We start from the raw sequence: 17,644 nt of genomic DNA on the forward strand, positions 1-17,644 counted from the left end.
AATCGCTTCGCGCAGGCAACGCTGGCAGCGGCAGCCTTGTCCCGGGCGCCGCGCGCTGACAGGTAGCGCTTCTTCGGTCATGCACCAGCATGTTGTATCGCGCTGCGAGCCCTCGCCGATGGCGCCGCAGCGCAACGCCGCGCCGCAGATTGCACATGCGGTGTTGGCGGCCGACGGGGTCACGCTTGGCTGCTCCCGTCGTCGTCGTGCCCGAGCTTGTGCATTGCCTGCCGCAGAAACCCCATCTGGTGTGAGAACCGCGTACACGCATCGCAGGCAAACAAATGCACACGTAGGCGCAGCCGCTCACCTGTGGACAGGTCGCGGTCCATCTTCGACACCAGCATGCGGTGGGCTTCTTTGCAGGTGGGTAGTCCCCAACGGTTCGGCATGATTGTTCTCGGTGATGCGGCTTAGGTGCGCCTACGGGCGGTTCAGGCGGCAGTGGGCTGATTGCCGAACCAGTGCAGGTCAAGGCACTCGCGCAGGCGCATGCGGGCACGGTAGAGCAGTGCCCAGGCATTGGTCGCGGTGATCTGCAATTCCTGACAGATTTCGTCGGTTTCCAGCTCCAGCCATTCGCGCATCATGAAGACGCGGCCAACGCGCGGCGGCAGGCGATCGACGCACATTTGCAGCACGTCGAAGAACTCGCGCCGCGACAGCGCGGCATCGGGGTCGCCCCAGTCGGACGGCGGGCTCGTGTAATGGCCGTCGGCGGCGAACAGACTGTCGAAGACGGCCTCGTCGGAACGCATGCCGGCCTCGTCGGATTCACCGCCTGCAAGCAGCGAGACGCGCACTTCGCGCCGCCCCGAGCGGATCGCATCGATGATCTTGTGCTTGAGGATGCCGATGACGTAAGTCTTGAGCGAGGCGTTGCCGGCAAAGCGCTCGGGATGTTCGAGCACCGCCAGGATGGTGTCGGCCACCGTGTCTTCGGCCAGGGCCGTGTCGCGCAATTGCAATTGCGCAAAGCGCAGCAGGTGAGGGCGCAGCGCGTCGAGTTGGTCGGGTGCGATGGCCATGATTCCCCAGGGTGTTCTTTCGTGGCAACGGTATGGCGGGCACACAAGGTGCGCCAGCAGACCGTAGCGCCTTTTCTTGTAAAATCCCGCTGCCGAAAATGGGCTGCTTCGTTTTTTTGTGTTGCAGGCGACATTCGGCGTTCCATCATACCTGCCCAACCGGATGTCACCGTCATGACCGCTTCTGCTGCCCCCGACCCTGCTGGCCTCGACCCCGAACTCGCGCATATCGCGCCACCGGTGAAGGCTGACATTCTTGCGCAGGCTCTGCCTTACATTCGCAAGTTCCACGGCAAGACCATCGTTATCAAATACGGTGGCAACGCCATGACGGAAGAAAAGCTCAAGCACAGCTTTGCGCGCGACGTGATCCTGCTCAAGCTGGTCGGCATGAACCCGGTGGTGGTGCACGGCGGTGGCCCGCAAATTGACGAAGCCCTGAAGAAGGTCGGCAAGCAAGGCGCCTTCATCCAGGGCATGCGCGTGACCGACGAAGAGACCATGGAAGTGGTCGAGTGGGTGCTCGGCGGCGAAGTCCAGCAGGACATCGTCATGCTGATCAACCAATACGGCGGCCAGGCGGTCGGCCTGACCGGCAAGGACGGCGGGTTGATCCGCGCCAAAAAGCTGAAGATGCCGGATCGGGAGAAGCCGGGCGAGTTTCTCGACATCGGCTTCGTGGGCGACATCGAGACGATCAATCCGGCCGTGGTCAAGGCGCTGCAGGACGACGCGTTCATTCCGGTCATTTCGCCGATCGGCTTCTCTGACGAAGGCCAGGCCTACAACATCAATGCCGATGTCGTCGCCGGCAAGATGGCCGAGATCCTGAAAGCCGAAAAGCTGGTCATGATGACCAACATTCCGGGCGTGATGGACAAGCAGGGCAACCTGCTGACCGACCTGTCGGCGCGCGAGATCGACGAATTGTTTGCCGACGGTACGATCTCGGGCGGCATGCTGCCGAAGATTTCGTCGGCACTGGATGCCGCCAAGAGCGGCGTGAACTCGGTGCACATCGTCGATGGCCGCATCGAGCACTCGCTGCTGCTGGAAATCCTGACCGAACAGGCGTTCGGCACGATGATCCGCTCGCACTGATGCGAACCACCCGGGCGGTGCGCGTGCGCCATGCTGCGCGCACCTTCCCGCGCGAGGTGCCGGCGGGCTCCGCGCCCGCCCGGCAGCCGGTCTGGCTGTTCGACCTCGACAACACCCTCCACCACGCCTCCCACGCGATCTTTCCGCAGATCAACCGGCTGATGACGGCATACGTGGCGCGCGTGCTCGGCACGGATGACGCCACAGCCAGCAAGGTGCGCGTGGACTATTGGCGCCGCTATGGCGCCACGATTCTCGGCATGGTCCGTCATCACGGCGTCGACCCCGATGATTTTCTCGCCGAAGCACACCGCTTTGAAGACCTGCGCGCCATGGTGCGCGCCGAACGCGGCCTCGCCCAACTGCTGCGCGCCCTGCCCGGGCGCAAGATCCTGCTGACCAACGCCCCGGTTGCCTACGCGCGCGAGGTGCTGCGGCTCATTGGCCTGAAACGCGCATTCTTGCGCGAAATTGCCGTCGAACACATGTGGGTGCACCGGCGCCTGCGCCCGAAACCCGATCCGCTGATGCTGCGCCGCTTGCTCGCCCGCGAGCGTATTGCGCCATCGCGCGCCATCCTCGTCGAAGACACGCTTTCTCACCTCAAACGCTATCGGCGACTGGGCATCGGTACGGTCTGGGTGACAGGCTATCTGCGGCGCGTGCCGCCGGGCGTCCAGCCGACTTCCGTTGCCGATGCATTGCATCCAATGCAAGCGTCGGCAATGGGCGCGCGTGCAAATTCACCACATCAACCGTCCGCCACACCGATTTTGTTCGCGAACCGGCCCGGCTATGTGAGCGTGAAAGTAAAATCGGTGCTTCAACTAAAACGAAGGCTTGTTCGACGCGGCTAGGCAGTGGTAACTCCGCGCTCAGAACGGGAGAGGGGCCAGGAAGTCATGAGCAACGCGCAAACCGAGTTTCCGACCGCCGAGCCGGTCGCGGACGTCGCCATAGCAGCACCGCCGGTACGCAAACGCCCCCGCCCGGGCGAGCGCCGTGTGCAGATTCTGCAGACGCTCGCCGGTATGCTCGAGCATCCGCGTGGTGAAAAGATCACAACCGCAGGCCTGGCTGCACGCCTGGATGTCTCCGAAGCGGCTCTCTATCGTCACTTCGCCAGCAAGGCGCAGATGTTCGAAGGGCTGATCGAATTTATCGAGCAGACCGTCTTCGGCCTCATCAACCAGATCACGCTGCGCGAAGAACACGGTTTGCGCCAGGCGCATGCCATCGCGCACATGCTGCTGTCGTTTGCCGACAAGAATCCAGGCATGACGCGCGTGCTGGTGGGCGATGCGCTGGTCGGCGAAGACGAGCGCCTGCCCGAGCGCATGGCGCAGTGCCTGGATCGCATCGAGGCGTCGCTCAAACAGAGTCTGCGTATCGCGGTCACGCAGGGTGCTTGGCCTGCGGATACCGACATCGCATCGCGCGCCAACCTGCTCGTGTGTGCAGTGCTCGGCCGCTGGCATCGGTATGCGAAGAGCGGTTTCCGGAAGTCTCCAGTGGAAGGCGCGGATGCGCAGTTGCGGGTGCTGCTGGCCTGAGCGTGCACCGCCCAGACGAAAGCCCCGCAATGCGGGGTTTTTTTATTGCGCGCGGCGTCGGTCAGCCGATGGTGCGTACCGCCTCCGCCAACGTATGAAAGCGCGCCGCAATCTGCTCCGTCTCCACATGGCCATAGCCAAGCAGCAGCCCAGGCAGGCGACGCGCATCGTCCTGGTAATACCGTGAGAGCGGGCGCGTGACGACGTCATTGGCGAGCGCCAGGTCGGCAACGGCCACATCGTTGGTGCCGGCCGGCAATCCCAGCACGAGATGCAGGCCCGACGCGCCGTCATGCACAGGCAGCACGTCGCCAAACTCGCGGTTGATGGACGCCAGCAGCGTTTCGCGCCGTTCCGCATACACACCGCGCATGCGCCGGATGTGCGAGACGAAATGGCCCTCCGCAATGAAGTCCGCCAGCACGGCCTGCGTGAGAATCTGGCCGCCGCGGAACATCTCCGACAGCCCCGTCGCAAACGCATCGGCCAGCGACGGCGGCACGACCAGATAGCCAATCCGCAAGCTGGGGAACAGCACTTTCGAGAACGTGCCCATGTAAAGCACGCGGCCGCCTTCATCCAGTCCTTGCAACGAAGGCAGCGGGCGGCTGCCGTAGCGGAATTCGCTGTCGTAATCGTCTTCGACGATCCACGCATCGGTGGCGTGTGCGGTGGCCAGCAGCGCGCGGCGTCGCGCCAGGCTCATCACCGAACCGAGCGGATATTGGTGCGAGGGCGAGACCACCATGAGCCTCGGCGGCTTGCTGCGCTGGCGACCGCGCGTGGGGATGTCGAAGCGCATGCCTTCGTCGTCCACCGGCAGGGGCACGGTGCGCACGCCCGCAGCGGTGAGGACGCTGCGTACGCCCCAGTACCCGGGGTCTTCAATCCATGCGCTGTCGCCTGCGTCGCACAGCAACTGCGCGATGAGCTGGAGTGACGGATGGATGCCGGCAGTGATGATGATCTGCTCGGGCTCGCAGCGCACGCCGCGTGCGGTACGCAGGTAATCGGCCAGCGCGGTGCGCAACGGCAGGTAGCCCGCGCCTACGGGATACGTCAGCAACGCGGGCGACGGCTTGCGCAGCAGCCGGTTGTGCAAGCGCGACCAGATGCGGGCCGGAAACATGCGCACTTCGGGCACACCCGGCATGAAGGCGCCCCATTGGCGCGAGCTGGCACCTGCATCGCGCACCAGCGCACGGCCGCGTGTGGAGAGCATCGGCGCAGACGGTGTGGCCGCTTCGGTGGTCGGTGCCGCCGCCACCGCAGCCACAGCGGCCGCCGGTGCAAGCGCCGCGTCCAGCCGGTCTGGTGCGGTATCGGCGACGAAGGTGCCGCTGCCCACGCCCGCCGAGACATAGCCTTCCACGCCCAGTTGCTCATACACGTGGATGACCGTGTTGCGCGCGATGCCCAATTCCGTGGCCAGCTGCCGCGACGACGGCAGGCGCGTGCCCGGCTGCAGTTCGTCGCGCAGGATGCCTTCCTGCAACACGCGGTAGAGGCGGCGATGGTCGGGCTCGCCGCCGGGCTCGGCACGGTCAAAACGACGCTGCAGGTAGTCGACCAGCATGCTGGCGCGGTGCGTGGGTGAATGGTCGGCCATGGTGCGCGATGGAGCCAAAGTGGTTCCAAAAGAAAATCTTGATTGGGTCTTATTGTACAGAGCCAATGAGGCCAAACTGGCTCGCATCGCTTCTTTCTTGACCCCACGCACACGACCGCCATGAACGCCCGAGACCCGCAACAGAATGCCCAATGGAATGCCCGCCGCCTGGCCGCTACGCCGCGCGGCGTCGGCGTGATGACCGACCGCTACGCCGAGCGCGCCGAGAACGCCGTGTTCTGGGACGTCGAAGGCCGCCGCTACATCGACTTCGCGGCCGGCATTGCCGTGGTCAATACGGGCCATCGCCACCCGCGTCTGGTGCAGGCCGTGCGCGAGCAGTTGGATCACTTCACGCACACCGCTTTCCAGATCGTGCCGTACGGTTCGTACGTCGAGTTGGCCGAGCGCCTGAACACGCTCACGCCCGGCACGCACGCCAAGAAGACCGCGTTCTTCACCACCGGCGCCGAGGCTGTCGAAAACGCCATCAAGATCGCACGGGCGCACACGGGCCGCCCGGGTGTGATCGCACTCACGGGCGCGTTCCACGGCCGTACGTTCATGGGCATGTCGCTGACGGGCAAGGTGGTGCCGTACAAGACGGGCTTCGGGCCGTTCCCGGGCAGCATCTACCACGTGCCGGCCCCGGTCGCGCTGCATGGCGTGAGCACGCAGGATGCGCTGGATGCCATCCAGCGTCTGTTCAAGGCGGATATCGATCCGCGCCAGGTGGCGGCCGTCATCTTCGAGCCGGTGCAGGGCGAGGGCGGCTTCTACCAGATGCCCGCCGATTTCGTGCGCGCCATCCGCGCGCTGTGCGACGAGCACGGCATCGTGATGATCGCCGACGAAGTGCAAACCGGCTTTGCCCGCACCGGCAAGCTTTTTGCCATGGAGCACACCGGCGTGCTGCCCGACATCACGACGATGGCCAAGGGCCTGGCCGGCGGCCTGCCGCTGTCCGCCGTCACGGGCCGCGCAGAGATCATGGACGCCCCTGCTCCGGGCGGACTTGGCGGCACCTACGCCGGCAACCCCCTGGCGGTGGCGTCCGCACATGCGGTGCTCGACATCATTGCCGACGAGAAGCTCTGCGAGCGCTCTGCCGCACTCGGCGGACGTCTGGTCGATGCGCTGAACGCTGCCAAGGCCAAGCAGCCGCGCATTGCAGAAGTGCGCGGCGTGGGCGCGATGGTTGCTGTCGAATTCAACACGCCGGACGGCAAGCCCGACGCCGATTTCACCAAGCTCGTGCAGCAACGGGCGCTCGAAGCCGGCCTGCTCCTGCTGTCCTGCGGCGTGTACGGCAACGTGATCCGCTTCTTGTTCCCGCTCACGATTGAAGAGGCGGTGTTCGAAGAGGGCCTTGCCATCCTGCAACGCGCACTGGAGGGCTGACACCATGACCCGCACCGATTTGCCGAGCGCGCCGGTTACGCCGCCGATCGCGCTGGAAGACCCCGGCCTGTGGCGCACGCAAGCGTTCGTCGCCGGCACCTGGGCCGATGCCGATGACGGTGCCACGCGCGACGTGACCGACCCCGCCACCGGCCGCAAGATCGGCACCGTGCCCGGCATGGGCGCCGCCGAAACGCGCCGCGCCATCGAAGCCGCACAGGTTGCGCAACGTGCCTGGCGCAAGGTGAGCGCACGTGATCGCGCCAAGATTCTGCGCAAGCTGGCCGATCTGATGATGGAGCACGAGCAGGATCTCGCCGCCATCCTCACGGCCGAGCAAGGCAAGCCGCTGCCGGAAGCCGCCGGTGAAATCGCCTACGCCGCCTCGTTCATCGAATGGTTTGCGGAAGAAGCGCGCCGCATTTACGGCGACACGATTCCGTCGCCGCAGGGCGATCGCCGCATCGTCGTGCAGAAGGAGCCGATCGGTGTGAGCGCGGCCATCACGCCGTGGAATTTCCCCATCGCGATGATGACGCGCAAGGTCGGCCCGGCGCTGGCCGCCGGTTGCTCGATGGTGGTCAAGCCGGCGCTGGAGACGCCCTACTCGGCCCTGGCGTTTGCTGAGTTGGCGGCGCGTGCCGGCGTGCCGGCAGGCTTGCTGTCCATCGTCACGGGCGATTCGCAAGCCATCGGCGGCGAGCTGACATCCAACCCGATCGTGCGCAAGCTCAGCTTCACGGGTTCCACTGCGGTTGGCCGCCTGTTGATGCGCCAGTGCGCCGACGACATCAAAAAGCTCTCGCTCGAACTGGGCGGCAATGCGCCGTTCATCGTGTTCGACGATGCCGACGTCGATGCAGCGGTGGAAGGCGCGATGATCGCCAAGTACCGTAACGCGGGTCAGACCTGTGTCTGTGCGAACCGCTTCTATGTGCAGCGCGGCATCTACGACACGTTTGCCGCCAAGCTGGCCGACGCCGTGCGTGCGCTGCGCGTGGGCAACGGTACGGAGCCCGGAGTGCAGCAGGGGCCGCTGATCCACATGCGCGCGATGGACAAGGTGCAGCAGCATCTGGACGACGCCGTACGCCAGGGCGCCCGCGTGCTGGTGGGCGGCAAGCCGCATGCCCTGTCGGCGCAGGGCGGCGCGTTTTTCGAGCCGACCGTCGTGGTCGATGCGAAGCCGGGCATGCTGGTCGCGCATGAAGAAACGTTCGGCCCGCTGGCGGCGCTCATCCCCTTCGACACGGAAGACGAAGCCGTGGCCGCTGCCAACGACACCGAGTTCGGTCTCGCTGCGTATTTCTACACGCGCGATCTGGGCCGGGCGTGGCGCGTTTCGGATGCGCTGGAGTCGGGCATGGTCGGCGTCAATACGGGGCTGATCTCGACGGCCGAAGCGCCGTTTGGCGGCGTCAAGCAATCGGGGCTGGGCCGTGAAGGGTCGAAATACGGCATCGACGAGTACCTGGAGATCAAGTACATCAACATGGCCGGCCTCTGACCGGCGTATGGGCGAGGATCGGGCGCATCACGCTGCGATGATGCGTCCGCCGCCGCTTGCTCTATAATCACGTTCCTCTGGCGCGCCGATTTGACGACTGGCTTGCGGGCGCGCGGGAGTTCAGACATCCACGGATGTGGCGCTGGGCTCTCATTACAAATGCGGCTAAAGAGGTTCGGTCAGAGCGGGGTGGTGAAAGTAAGCGCCCTCCGTGCGCCACATGAGAACCCGATTGGTTGCGTGAACAGCGTTGCCGGTCGGGTTTTTTCTTTGGTGCCATGACAGACATCCAGGCTGACCCCGCGGTCACCGCACCCGATGCGGCGCAGGCCGATACCTCTTCTCCGACGGCACATCAGGGCAAACCGGCCAACGCCATCGGTCTGGTCGTGCCCGAGCGCATGCACTTTGCCGAGCCGCTGCAGCTGCGCAACGGCTCGCAGATCAGCGGCTACGACCTGATGGTCGAGACCTACGGCACGCTCAATGCCGACCGTTCCAACGCCGTGCTCATCTGCCACGCGCTCAACGCTTCGCACCACGTGGCGGGCGTGCATGCCGAGGGCGAAGTCGGCTGGTGGGACAACATGGTCGGACCGGGCAAGCCGGTCGACACCAACCGCTTCTTCGTCATCGGGGTGAACAACCTGGGCTCGTGTTTCGGTTCGACCGGCCCCATGAGCCCGCATCCGGAAACGGGCCTGCCCTACGGCGCACGCTTTCCCGTGGTGACGGTGGAAGACTGGGTGAACGCGCAGGCCCGCGTGGCGGATCGTTTCGGCATCCAGCAGTTTGCGGCGGTGATGGGCGGCAGCCTCGGCGGCATGCAGGCGCTGGCCTGGAGCCTGATGTATCCAGACCGGCTGCGGCATTGCGTGGTGGTGGCGTCCACTCCCAAGCTGTCGGCGCAGAACATCGCCTTCAACGAGGTGGCACGCAGCGCGATCCTGTCCGACCCCGATTTCCACGGCGGGGATTACTACGCGCACAACGTCAAGCCGAAGCGCGGTTTGCGCGTGGCCCGGATGATCGGCCACATCACATATCTGTCGGACGAGGACATGGCGGCGAAATTCGGCCGCGAGCTGAAGGCGGATGACATCCGTTTCTCGTTCGACGTCGAGTTCCAGGTCGAGAGCTACCTGCGCTACCAGGGCGACAAGTTTGCCGAATATTTCGATGCGAACACGTATCTGCTCATCACGCGCGCGCTGGATTACTTCGACCCCGCGCTGGCTTACGGCGGCAATCTGACCAAGGCCGTTGCGCACACCAAGGCGAGCTATCTCGTCGTCAGCTTCATGACTGACTGGCGATTCGCCCCTTCGCGCAGCCGCGAGCTGGTCAAGGCGCTGCTCGACAACAAGCACCCCGTCACCTACGGCGAGATCGACGCGCCGCACGGTCACGACGCTTTCCTGTTGGAAGACGCGCGCTACCACGCGCTGGTCCGCGCCTATTACGAACGCATCGCGCAGGAGATCGGCGCATGACAACGCAAACGCTGAACCCCACGGCACCCTCCGTCGTGCCGAACATCCTGGCGGACCGGGCCGACTTCCGCGCCATCGCCCGCTGGATCGAGCCGCGCTCCACCGTGCTCGATCTCGGTTGCGCAGACGGCAGCCTGCTGAGCGTGCTGCAGGATGAGCTGGATGTGCTGGCTTACGGCATCGAGATCGACGATGCGGGCGTGCTGGCCTCCACCCAAAAAGGCGTGCACGTGATCCAGCAGAACCTTGAGGGTGGGCTCGCGCTGTTCGAAGACAAGAGCTTCGACACGGTGATCCTGTCGCAGACACTGCAGACCATCCACAACACGGCGCAGGTGCTGCGCGAGATGCTGCGCGTGGGCCGCGAGTGCATCGTGTCTTTCCCGAACTTTGGTTACTGGCCGCACCGGCTGTCGATCTTCCGCGGGCGCATGCCCGTGTCGGAATCGCTGCCGTACGAGTGGTACGACACGCCCAACGTGCGCGTACTGACCATCCGCGACTTTGAAGCGCTGGCGCCCAAGGTAGGACTGGTGATTCTCGACCGCGTGGTGCTGCACGAAGGCAACGTGGTGCGCTGGGGCGCCAACTGGCGCGGCAGCGTGGCGGTGTACCGGGTGCGCGCCGGCTGATTGCCTCGGCATCGACCGGCTTGCCGTGTGCTGGTTTGTGCCCGCCCGCGCGCAGCGCAGTAGCGCGCTACACTGGTTCATCTTCCGGTGAGGAGCGTGCGATGAGCAGACAGACCAGGCGCAGAAGTCCGCGCATGCTGCAGGCGGCGTTGGTGGTTGCGATAGGGATGGCGGCGCCTTTTGCATGGGCTGCCACGTCGCCGAAAGATGTGCGGGGCGACGCCGATGCCCTCACCCAGATCGCCATCGCGCACTACGAGAAGAACGATTTCGGCCACGCCTTCGACGAATTTGCCGAGGCGGCGCAGCGCGGCAACCGGCTCGCGCAATTCAACTACGCGATGATGCTGATGCGCGGCGAAGGCACCGTCGCGCGGCCTGACGAAGCGGTCAAGTGGCTGCGCCGCGCCGCCGACAACCAGATGACCCACGCGCAGTTTGCCTACGGCGAATTATTCGAACGCGGCGAGCTGGTACCGCGCTCCCTGGAAGAAGCCAACAAGTGGTACGAGCGTGCCGCCGCCGGCGGGCATGTCGAGGCGCAGCGCGCGCTGGCCACCGATTACTTCACCGGGCGCGGTGTGCCACGCGACTACGGGCGCGCATTCACCTGGTACAAGAAGGCAGCCGAAGGGGGCGATGCGCCATCGCAGTACATCGTCGGCAGCTACTACGAGCGCGGCGAGCCCGGCGTCGTGCCGCAGGATATCGAGCAGGCCAAGAAGTGGTACGGCAGGGCGGCCGCCCAAGGCGATGTGGGGGCGCTCGGCAAGCTGCGTGAACTGGTGGAGAAAACCTACCGGGCCAAGCACGGCGATCCGCCCACGGCGGCACGTCAGTCCCTGTAGCGCACACGTCAGTAAAAACCGCCGGGCATGGCTGCATGCACCGGCGGTTTTTGCTTTGGAGCCCGATCAGCCATTCATCAACAGCAGCGGCCGACGCGCCCCGCATAGCGCGCGTCCTGGCGTTCGCGGAAGAAGTCTTCGTACGTCATGACGGCCTGGCCCGGATGGGTCTCCTGCATGTGGCGCACGTAGGTGTAGTAGTCCGGCACGCCCACCATCAGGCGCAGCGTCTGGCCCAGGTAGCGGCCGAAGTTTTCGAGTTCTTCGCGCATGCCCGTGCTCATGCGCTCAGCGCTTCGTAGGGCGTTTCGTTGGCGGTCGGGCGGCTCGCGGCGCGCGCCTTGAGCACCGTGCGCACGCCATACCAGGCGATGCTGACCACCACGAGAATGAACAGGCCGCAAAGGAACGCGTCGATGCGGTCGTTCAGCACCACCTGCTGCATCTGCGCCATCGACTTGGCCGGGGCCAGAAGCTTGCCTTCGGCGATCGCGCCGGCGTACTTGTTGGCATGCGCCAGGAAGCCGATCTTCGGGTCCGGATCGAACAGCTTCTGCCAGCCGGCGGTGAGCGTGCAGATCAGCAGCCAGGCGGTCGGCAGCAGCGTCACCCACACGTAGCGGTCGCGTTTCATCTTGACCAGCACGCAGGTGCCCAGTGTCAGCGCAATCGCGGCGAGCATCTGGTTGGAGATGCCAAACAGCGGCCACAGCGTATTGATGCCGCCCAGCGGGTCGACCACGCCCTGGTACAGGAAGTATCCCCACAGCGCGACGGTCGCGGCCGTGGCAATGAGGTTGGCGACGAGCGAATCCGTGCGCTTGAGTGCCGGCACAAACGTGCCCAGCAGATCCTGCAGCATGAAGCGCCCCGCGCGCGTACCCGCATCCACCGCCGTGAGGATGAACAGCGCCTCGAAGAGAATCGCAAAGTGGTACCAGAAGGCCATCATGGCCTGACCGCCCACCACCTGGTGCAGGATGTGCGCCATGCCCACAGCCAGCGTCGGGGCACCGCCTGCACGGGCGAGGATGGTGTTCTCGCCGACGTCCCTGGCGGTCTGGACGAGCACGTCAGGGGAGATGACGAAGCCCCAGGTGGACAGCGTGTGTGCCACCGTATCGGGCGTCGCGCCCACCAGTGCCGCCGGGCTGTTCATCGCAAAATACACGCCCGGGTCGATGACCGAAGCGGCCACCAGCGCCATGATGGCGACGAACGATTCCATCAGCATCGCGCCGTAGCCGATGAAGCGCGCTTGGCGTTCGTTCTCCAGCAGCTTGGGCGTGGTGCCCGACGAGATGAGTGAGTGGAAGCCCGATACCGCGCCGCACGCAATGGTGATGAACAGGAACGGGAACATGTTGCCCGACCACACCGGGCCGCCGCCCGCAGCAAACTGCGTCAGCGAAGGCATCTGCATCTGCGGCGCGACGATCAGGATACCGATCGCCAGCGCGAGGATCGTGCCGATTTTCAGGAACGTCGACAGGTAATCGCGTGGGGCGAGCAGCAGCCACACCGGCAGCACCGAGGCGACAAAGCCGTAGCCGATCAGCATCCACGTGAGGGCCTTGCCGTCGAACGTGAACAGCGGCGCCAGCGCGGCGTTCTCGTGCACAGCTTGGCCGCCAATGATGGCGAGCATCAGCAGCACGAAGCCGATGATCGAGATTTCGCCGATGCGGCCCGGGCGGATGTAACGCACGTACACGCCCATGAATAGCGCGATGGGAATCGTCGCGGCCACCGTGAACGTGCCCCACGGCGAACCGACCAGCGCCTTCACGACGATCAGCGCCAGCACGGCGAGGATGATGATCATGATGAGGAACGCGCCAAACAGCGCGATCACGCCGGGCACCGTGCCCATCTCGCTCTTCACCAGGTCGCCCAGCGAGCGGCCGTCGCGGCGGCTGGATATGAACAGCACGATGAAATCCTGCACCGCGCCGGCAAACACCACGCCGGCCAGAATCCACAGCATGCCGGGCAGATAACCCATCTGCGCGGCCAGCACAGGGCCGACCAGCGGGCCGGCGCCAGCAATGGCCGCAAAGTGGTGGCCGAACAGCACGTACTTGTTGGTGGGAACGTAGTCGAGCCCGTCGTTATAACGCCAGGCGGGCGTCTTGCGGGTGCCGTCCAGGCCGAGCACCTTGTCGGCAATGAAGCGGCTGTAGTAGCGATACGCGATCAGGTAGATGCATACGGCGGCCACCACCACCCACAGCGCGCTGACGGCCTCGCCGCGCGCTAGCGCAACGGTGGCAAACGCAGACGCGCCAAGAATGGCGATGACCAGCCAGATCAGGTGTTGCCTGACGAAGCTCATGTCGGTCTCCTCGAACCTTGGTCGAAGTGTTGTGCTGAACGCGGGATGTGGGTTCATCCCTGCGGTAAGTCCTGCCCCGTGACAGGGGCGTGTAGTATTTGCCAGCCCTACCCCGCGCCACAAGCGGAGGACTACGCAACGCACGTCCGTAGTTCTACGCAGGGCGCCACACCCGACCGAGACCGCGCCGAAACTCGCAATACAGCAAAGCGCCGCGTTTTTGCCATGAAGCTCCGCCAGAAAATCTTGCTGCTCGCCGTCGCACCGCTGACCATCGCCATGCTGGCGATCATGTTGACCGTGCGCCATCAGTCGATCGCGCTGGCACGGCACGAGCGGCAGCTGGTGGAGTCGGCGTATCTGCAGGCCAAGGAGACCGAGCTGCGCTCTTACGTCAAGCTTGCGCAGAGCGCCATCGCCCCGCTGCTGGCCTCGGGCCATGGCGGTGACCGGGCCGCAGACGAAGCCACGCGCGACGAAGCCATGCGCACCCTCGCCCGTCTCGATTTCGGCACCGACGGCTATTTCTTTCTCTATGACCTGCGCGGCCGCAACCTGATGCACCCGCGCCAGCCCGAACTTGTCGGACGCGACTTGTGGGACCTGACAGATGCCGGTGGTCAGCCGACAATCCAGAAGCTGGTGGCGGCTGCGCAGGCCGGCGGCGGTTTCGTGCGTTACATGTGGGACAAGCCGTCCACGCACCAGAGCGTGCCCAAGCTCGGTTACGTCGAGCCGATCCCGCAGTGGGGCTGGATGGTCGGCACCGGCCTGTACCTGGACGACATCGAGCAGACCCTGCGTGAGATTGACCGGCGCGCGCAGACCAACATCGACCAGACGCTGGCCTGGGTGGTTGGCATAGCCGCGGTCAGCATCCTGCTGGTGGCCGGCAGCGGTTTGGCGCTGAACGTGAGCGACCACCGCCAGGCCGATGCCAAGCTGCGCCAGCTCGCGCAGCAGGTGGTGAAGTCTCAGGAAGACGAACGTGCGCGTGTCTCGCGTGAGCTGCACGACGGCATCAGCCAGGTGCTGGTGTCCACCAAGCTGCTGCTGGAAACCGCGCATGGCCATCTCGAAGCGTCAGCGGCATCGCCGACGTCGATCGAACGGGCGGGCAGCATGCTGCGCCGGGCGCTCGACCGGTTGAACGGCGCGCTGGGCGAGGTGCGGCGCGTGTCGCACAACCTGCGCCCTGCGCTCCTGGATGACCTGGGCTTGGCGGCAGCGTTGGAACTCCTCGTGCGCGAAACACGCGAGGCCCACGAAGACAGCCAGCCGGGGTTTGCGATTGCGCTCGAACTTGTCGGCCCCCCGGTGCAATTGCCGGATGCGTGCAACACCGCACTGTTCCGCATCGCGCAGGAGGCCGTCTCCAACATCGAGCGCCATGCCACCGAAGCGACGCGCATCGGCGTGCTGCTTGAAAACGATCTCGATGCCGTGCGTTTGTCCGTTCGCGACAACGGCCCCGGTTTCGACGTGGAATCCGTACAGGTGGACCCGCAACACGGTATCGGCCTGCGCAATATGCGCGAACGCATGGCCGCGCTCGGCGGCAGCTGTACCATCGCCTCCGGCTCGCACGGTACGGAGGTGAGCGCCGTGCTGCCGCATGACGTCATCGCTCGACTGGCTTCCGCCCCCTCTTCTCCACTCGTATGAACATGCGATCACCCGCGCCCGTCAAACTGCTCCTCGTCGACGATCACCCGCTCGTGCGCGATGGCGTGCGCGTGCGGCTGGAAGCCGTGCCGCATTTCGAAGTGGTGGGTGAAGCCGGCGACGCCGAAGCCGCCCTGCAGGCCGCGCGTTCCTTGGCACCCGATCTGGCACTGATGGACATCGGCATGCGCGGCATGAACGGCATCGCGCTCACCGAGAAGTTCGCCGAAGAATTTCCCGAGATTGCCGTGCTCGTCCTCTCGATGCACGACAACCTCGAGTACGTGCGACAGGTGATCCGCGCCGGCGCGCGCGGCTACGTGCTCAAGGACGCGCCCGCCAGCGAACTGGTCGAGGCCATCGACGCCGTGCTGGTCGGCCGCCCGTTCTACAGCGCGCAGCTGGCGATGCGCATGGCCGAGCAGGCCGTCATGCCCACGCCTGTGGAGGCGCTCACGCCGCGCGAGCGCGACATCCTCGACGGCATCGCCAAGGGCTATGCCAACAAGCGCATCGCCGACGAGCTGGGCTTGTCCGTGCGTACGGTGGAATCGCACCGCCTGAACCTCAAGCGCAAACTCGGCATCGAGGGGCAGGCAGAACTGGTGAAGTTTGCGGTGGAGCTGGGAAAGGGCCGTTAGGCGCCCTTCGCGCTGTCCACGTAATCCCGCACCATCGCTTCGAACGAGGTGTCGCGGCCAAAGCCCAGCGCATCGGCGCGCGCGGTATCGAAGCGCGCCGGCCAGCTTTGCACGATGGCCTTGATGCGCGCGTCCGGCTCCCAGCGGATGCGCGAGACCGGCGCATCGCCCGCCACCTTGCGCAACGCTTCCACCATCTCGCCCACGCGCACCGTAATGCCCGGCAGATTCAATGAGCGGCGATTGCCCCATGCCGACGCCGGCAGCGTGTACGCGTGCAGCAGCGAGGCCACGACCTGGCGCGGGGAGGCGAGCCAAAGCTCAGTCTCGGCTTCCACCGGGCAGATGGCTTCCTCGCCGGCCAGCGGCTCGCGGATGATGCCGCTGGCAAAGCTCGAGGCCGCGCCGTTCGGTTTGCCCGGGCGTACCGACACCGTGGGGATGCGCACGGCGCGGCCGTCGATGTAGCCCTTGCGCGAATACTCGCCGACCAGGAATTCGCCCATGAGCTTCTGCACGCCATACGAGGCCTGCGGCGTGGCCGCCGTGTCGTCGGTGACAACGGCCGGCAGTTGGCCACCGAACACTGCCACGGAGCTGGCGAACAGCACGCGCGGCGCACGGCCGGTCTTGGTGTGCTGCGCGCGCAGCGCATCGAGCAATGCGCGCGTGCCGTCGAGGTTCACGCGCATGCCGAGGTCGAAATCGGCTTCCGCGGTGCCGCTCACCACGGCGGCCAGGTGGAACACGCCGCCCACGTTTTCGTCGATCACCTGGGCTATCAGGGCGGGGTCGGAGGCATCGCCGGTCACGTAGCGCACGCGCGCATCGGCAATCTGACCGGCCACCTGGTCCAGCACGATGAAGGTCTCCACCGGCTGCTCCGTGCCGTCCGCATCCGGCAGGCCCGGTTGCTGAAGCAGTGCCGCCAGCACGCGCTGGCCCAGGAAACCGGCGCCGCCGGTGATGACGATATTCATGGTGTCTCCTTCTTGCCTGACGTAAGCCGCCGGGCGTTTTGATGGATGCCTAGGGTAAACAGGGATGAAGCGCTACGACTCAACTTGTATGATGACACGACGAATTTACGCTTGCCAAGACATCCCTGCCACCATGTTTGAACGACTCGACGCCGCGCCCTCCCTGTCCGACCGCGTGGCCCAGACCCTGATGGACAAGATCGACGCGGGCGAACTGCGCCGCGGCGAACGCATGCCGTCCGAAACCGTGCTCGGGCAGGAATTCGGTGTGAGCCGAACCGTGATCCGCGAGGCCATCTCGCGTCTGCGCCACGAAGGCGTGGTCGAAGCGCGCCAGGGCAGCGGTGTGTACGTCACCCAGCAGGCCGGCCTCAAGCCGCTGCGGATCGACGCGGCGCAAGCCGGCTCGATCGATGCCGTGCTGCACATCATCGAACTGCGCCGCGCGCTGGAGGCTGAAGGCGCCGCCCTCGCGGCCCAGCGCCGCACCGACGCCGAGATGATCGAGATCGACGCCGCACTCGACAGCATCGACGCTGCGGTGGCGGCCGGCGGTGACGGCGTGACCGAAGACCTGCGTTTTCACCGCGCCATCGCGGCCGCCAGCGGCAATCCGTTCCTCGTGCAGGCACTCGGCTTCTTCAGCCAATACCTGGAGGAAGCGATCGGCGTGACGCGCAGCAACGAAGCGCGCCGGGAAGATTTCGCCCGCCAGGTCCGCGACGAGCACCGCGCGATGGTCGAAGCGATTCGCCACCGCGACGCACTCGCTGCACGCAATGCCGCGCAGACCCACATGTCCAATGCCGCACGTCGCTTGGCCGAGGGCCGCGATGCAGCGCAAGACTGAT

17 protein-coding genes are annotated in these 17,644 nt (G+C 65.6%); 11 read left to right on the top strand and 6 right to left on the bottom strand.

What is annotated here, in order from left to right:
• Positions 1 to 179: 179 nt before the first annotated feature.
• Positions 180 to 392: a zf-HC2 domain-containing protein gene (locus RP6297_RS15865; protein ID WP_037028081.1), complete on the bottom strand. Its 213-nt coding sequence runs from the start codon at positions 390 to 392 to the stop codon at positions 180 to 182.
• Between the two features lie 42 nt (positions 393 to 434).
• Positions 435 to 1,028, bottom strand: a complete 594-nt coding sequence (locus RP6297_RS15870) for a sigma-70 family RNA polymerase sigma factor (RefSeq protein ID WP_015856101.1) — start codon at positions 1,026 to 1,028, stop codon at positions 435 to 437.
• Between the two features lie 174 nt (positions 1,029 to 1,202).
• On the opposite strand from RP6297_RS15870, the gene argB reads away from it, so the two are divergent.
• The 3 genes from argB to slmA are packed head-to-tail and all read left to right on the top strand — an operon-like array spanning position 1,203 to position 3,682.
• On the top strand, positions 1,203 to 2,129 hold the full coding sequence (gene argB / locus RP6297_RS15875) for an acetylglutamate kinase (RefSeq protein ID WP_037028078.1): 927 nt from the start codon (positions 1,203 to 1,205) through the stop codon (positions 2,127 to 2,129).
• A complete protein-coding gene (locus tag RP6297_RS15880) occupies positions 2,129 to 2,986 on the top strand; it encodes a pyrimidine 5'-nucleotidase (protein ID WP_037028076.1) in 858 nt (285 codons plus the stop codon). Before argB ends, RP6297_RS15880 begins: the two co-directional genes overlap by 1 nt.
• A gap of 45 nt (positions 2,987 to 3,031) precedes the next feature.
• The gene (gene slmA, locus RP6297_RS15885) at positions 3,032 to 3,682 is read left to right on the top strand and encodes a nucleoid occlusion factor SlmA (protein WP_015856104.1); all 651 of its coding nucleotides are present in this window, start codon (positions 3,032 to 3,034) and stop codon (positions 3,680 to 3,682) included.
• A gap of 61 nt (positions 3,683 to 3,743) precedes the next feature.
• Here the strand turns inward: slmA and pdxR are convergent, their stop codons facing one another.
• Positions 3,744 to 5,258 (bottom strand): MocR-like pyridoxine biosynthesis transcription factor PdxR, encoded by a 1,515-nt coding sequence (gene pdxR, locus RP6297_RS15890; protein WP_037028774.1) that lies wholly within the window; start codon positions 5,256 to 5,258, stop codon positions 3,744 to 3,746.
• Between the two features lie 153 nt (positions 5,259 to 5,411).
• Here pdxR and gabT point away from each other — a divergent pair, with 153 nt between their 5' ends.
• The 5 genes from gabT (at position 5,412) to RP6297_RS15915 (ending at position 11,172) form a co-directional block, all read left to right on the top strand.
• Positions 5,412 to 6,692: a 4-aminobutyrate--2-oxoglutarate transaminase gene (gene gabT, locus RP6297_RS15895; RefSeq protein ID WP_037028074.1), complete on the top strand. Its 1,281-nt coding sequence runs from the start codon at positions 5,412 to 5,414 to the stop codon at positions 6,690 to 6,692.
• Between the two features lie 4 nt (positions 6,693 to 6,696).
• On the top strand, positions 6,697 to 8,199 hold the full coding sequence (locus tag RP6297_RS15900; RefSeq protein ID WP_037028073.1) for an NAD-dependent succinate-semialdehyde dehydrogenase: 1,503 nt from the start codon (positions 6,697 to 6,699) through the stop codon (positions 8,197 to 8,199).
• 278 nt (positions 8,200 to 8,477) lie between these two features.
• Entirely contained in the window at positions 8,478 to 9,692 is a 1,215-nt protein-coding gene (gene metX / locus RP6297_RS15905) for a homoserine O-succinyltransferase MetX (protein WP_015856108.1), read from the top strand.
• Positions 9,689 to 10,324, top strand: a complete 636-nt coding sequence (gene metW, locus RP6297_RS15910; RefSeq protein ID WP_037028072.1) for a methionine biosynthesis protein MetW — start codon at positions 9,689 to 9,691, stop codon at positions 10,322 to 10,324. Before metX ends, metW begins: the two co-directional genes overlap by 4 nt.
• A 134-nt stretch (positions 10,325 to 10,458) precedes the next feature.
• Positions 10,459 to 11,172 carry a tetratricopeptide repeat protein gene (locus tag RP6297_RS15915; protein WP_370452713.1) on the top strand — a complete coding sequence of 238 codons (714 nt, stop codon included), beginning with the start codon at positions 10,459 to 10,461 and terminating at the stop codon, positions 11,170 to 11,172.
• 77 nt (positions 11,173 to 11,249) lie between these two features.
• Here the strand turns inward: RP6297_RS15915 and RP6297_RS15920 are convergent, their stop codons facing one another.
• A complete protein-coding gene (locus RP6297_RS15920) occupies positions 11,250 to 11,444 on the bottom strand; it encodes a YbdD/YjiX family protein (RefSeq protein WP_037028772.1) in 195 nt (64 codons plus the stop codon).
• A gap of 8 nt (positions 11,445 to 11,452) precedes the next feature.
• Entirely contained in the window at positions 11,453 to 13,507 is a 2,055-nt protein-coding gene (locus RP6297_RS15925) for a carbon starvation CstA family protein (RefSeq protein ID WP_037028069.1), read from the bottom strand.
• A gap of 225 nt (positions 13,508 to 13,732) precedes the next feature.
• On the opposite strand from RP6297_RS15925, the gene RP6297_RS15930 reads away from it, so the two are divergent.
• Both RP6297_RS15930 and RP6297_RS15935 read left to right on the top strand, forming a co-directional pair.
• On the top strand, positions 13,733 to 15,172 hold the full coding sequence (locus RP6297_RS15930; protein ID WP_037028068.1) for a cache domain-containing protein: 1,440 nt from the start codon (positions 13,733 to 13,735) through the stop codon (positions 15,170 to 15,172).
• Positions 15,169 to 15,813: a response regulator gene (locus RP6297_RS15935; protein WP_037028067.1), complete on the top strand. Its 645-nt coding sequence runs from the start codon at positions 15,169 to 15,171 to the stop codon at positions 15,811 to 15,813. Before RP6297_RS15930 ends, RP6297_RS15935 begins: the two co-directional genes overlap by 4 nt.
• Here RP6297_RS15935 and denD read toward each other — a convergent pair.
• Positions 15,810 to 16,793 (bottom strand): D-erythronate dehydrogenase, encoded by a 984-nt coding sequence (gene denD / locus RP6297_RS15940; protein ID WP_037028065.1) that lies wholly within the window; start codon positions 16,791 to 16,793, stop codon positions 15,810 to 15,812. The two genes, RP6297_RS15935 and denD, sit on opposite strands and share 4 nt — an antisense overlap.
• A 133-nt stretch (positions 16,794 to 16,926) precedes the next feature.
• Here denD and RP6297_RS15945 point away from each other — a divergent pair, with 133 nt between their 5' ends.
• A complete protein-coding gene (locus RP6297_RS15945; protein WP_037028063.1) occupies positions 16,927 to 17,643 on the top strand; it encodes a FadR/GntR family transcriptional regulator in 717 nt (238 codons plus the stop codon).
• Position 17,644: the final 1 nt, after the last annotated feature.

Source organism: Ralstonia pickettii (assembly GCF_016466415.2).
GTDB classification, from domain to species: Bacteria; Pseudomonadota; Gammaproteobacteria; order Burkholderiales; family Burkholderiaceae; genus Ralstonia; species Ralstonia pickettii.

Coding starts and splice junctions, on each gene's coding strand:
- RP6297_RS15870 (WP_015856101.1), bottom strand. CDS start 1,028: ATGGCCATCGCACCCGACCAACTCGACGCGCTGCGCCCTCACCTGCTG.
- denD (WP_037028065.1), bottom strand. CDS start 16,793: ATGAATATCGTCATCACCGGCGGCGCCGGTTTCCTGGGCCAGCGCGTG.
- slmA (WP_015856104.1), top strand. CDS start 3,032: ATGAGCAACGCGCAAACCGAGTTTCCGACCGCCGAGCCGGTCGCGGAC.
- metX (WP_015856108.1), top strand. CDS start 8,478: ATGACAGACATCCAGGCTGACCCCGCGGTCACCGCACCCGATGCGGCG.
- gabT (WP_037028074.1), top strand. CDS start 5,412: ATGAACGCCCGAGACCCGCAACAGAATGCCCAATGGAATGCCCGCCGC.
- RP6297_RS15930 (WP_037028068.1), top strand. CDS start 13,733: ATGAAGCTCCGCCAGAAAATCTTGCTGCTCGCCGTCGCACCGCTGACC.
- RP6297_RS15880 (WP_037028076.1), top strand. CDS start 2,129: ATGCGAACCACCCGGGCGGTGCGCGTGCGCCATGCTGCGCGCACCTTC.
- pdxR (WP_037028774.1), bottom strand. CDS start 5,258: ATGCTGGTCGACTACCTGCAGCGTCGTTTTGACCGTGCCGAGCCCGGC.
- RP6297_RS15900 (WP_037028073.1), top strand. CDS start 6,697: ATGACCCGCACCGATTTGCCGAGCGCGCCGGTTACGCCGCCGATCGCG.
- argB (WP_037028078.1), top strand. CDS start 1,203: ATGACCGCTTCTGCTGCCCCCGACCCTGCTGGCCTCGACCCCGAACTC.
- RP6297_RS15915 (WP_370452713.1), top strand. CDS start 10,459: ATGCTGCAGGCGGCGTTGGTGGTTGCGATAGGGATGGCGGCGCCTTTT.
- RP6297_RS15945 (WP_037028063.1), top strand. CDS start 16,927: ATGTTTGAACGACTCGACGCCGCGCCCTCCCTGTCCGACCGCGTGGCC.
- RP6297_RS15865 (WP_037028081.1), bottom strand. CDS start 392: ATGCCGAACCGTTGGGGACTACCCACCTGCAAAGAAGCCCACCGCATG.
- metW (WP_037028072.1), top strand. CDS start 9,689: ATGACAACGCAAACGCTGAACCCCACGGCACCCTCCGTCGTGCCGAAC.
- RP6297_RS15920 (WP_037028772.1), bottom strand. CDS start 11,444: ATGCGCGAAGAACTCGAAAACTTCGGCCGCTACCTGGGCCAGACGCTG.
- RP6297_RS15935 (WP_037028067.1), top strand. CDS start 15,169: ATGAACATGCGATCACCCGCGCCCGTCAAACTGCTCCTCGTCGACGAT.
- RP6297_RS15925 (WP_037028069.1), bottom strand. CDS start 13,507: ATGAGCTTCGTCAGGCAACACCTGATCTGGCTGGTCATCGCCATTCTT.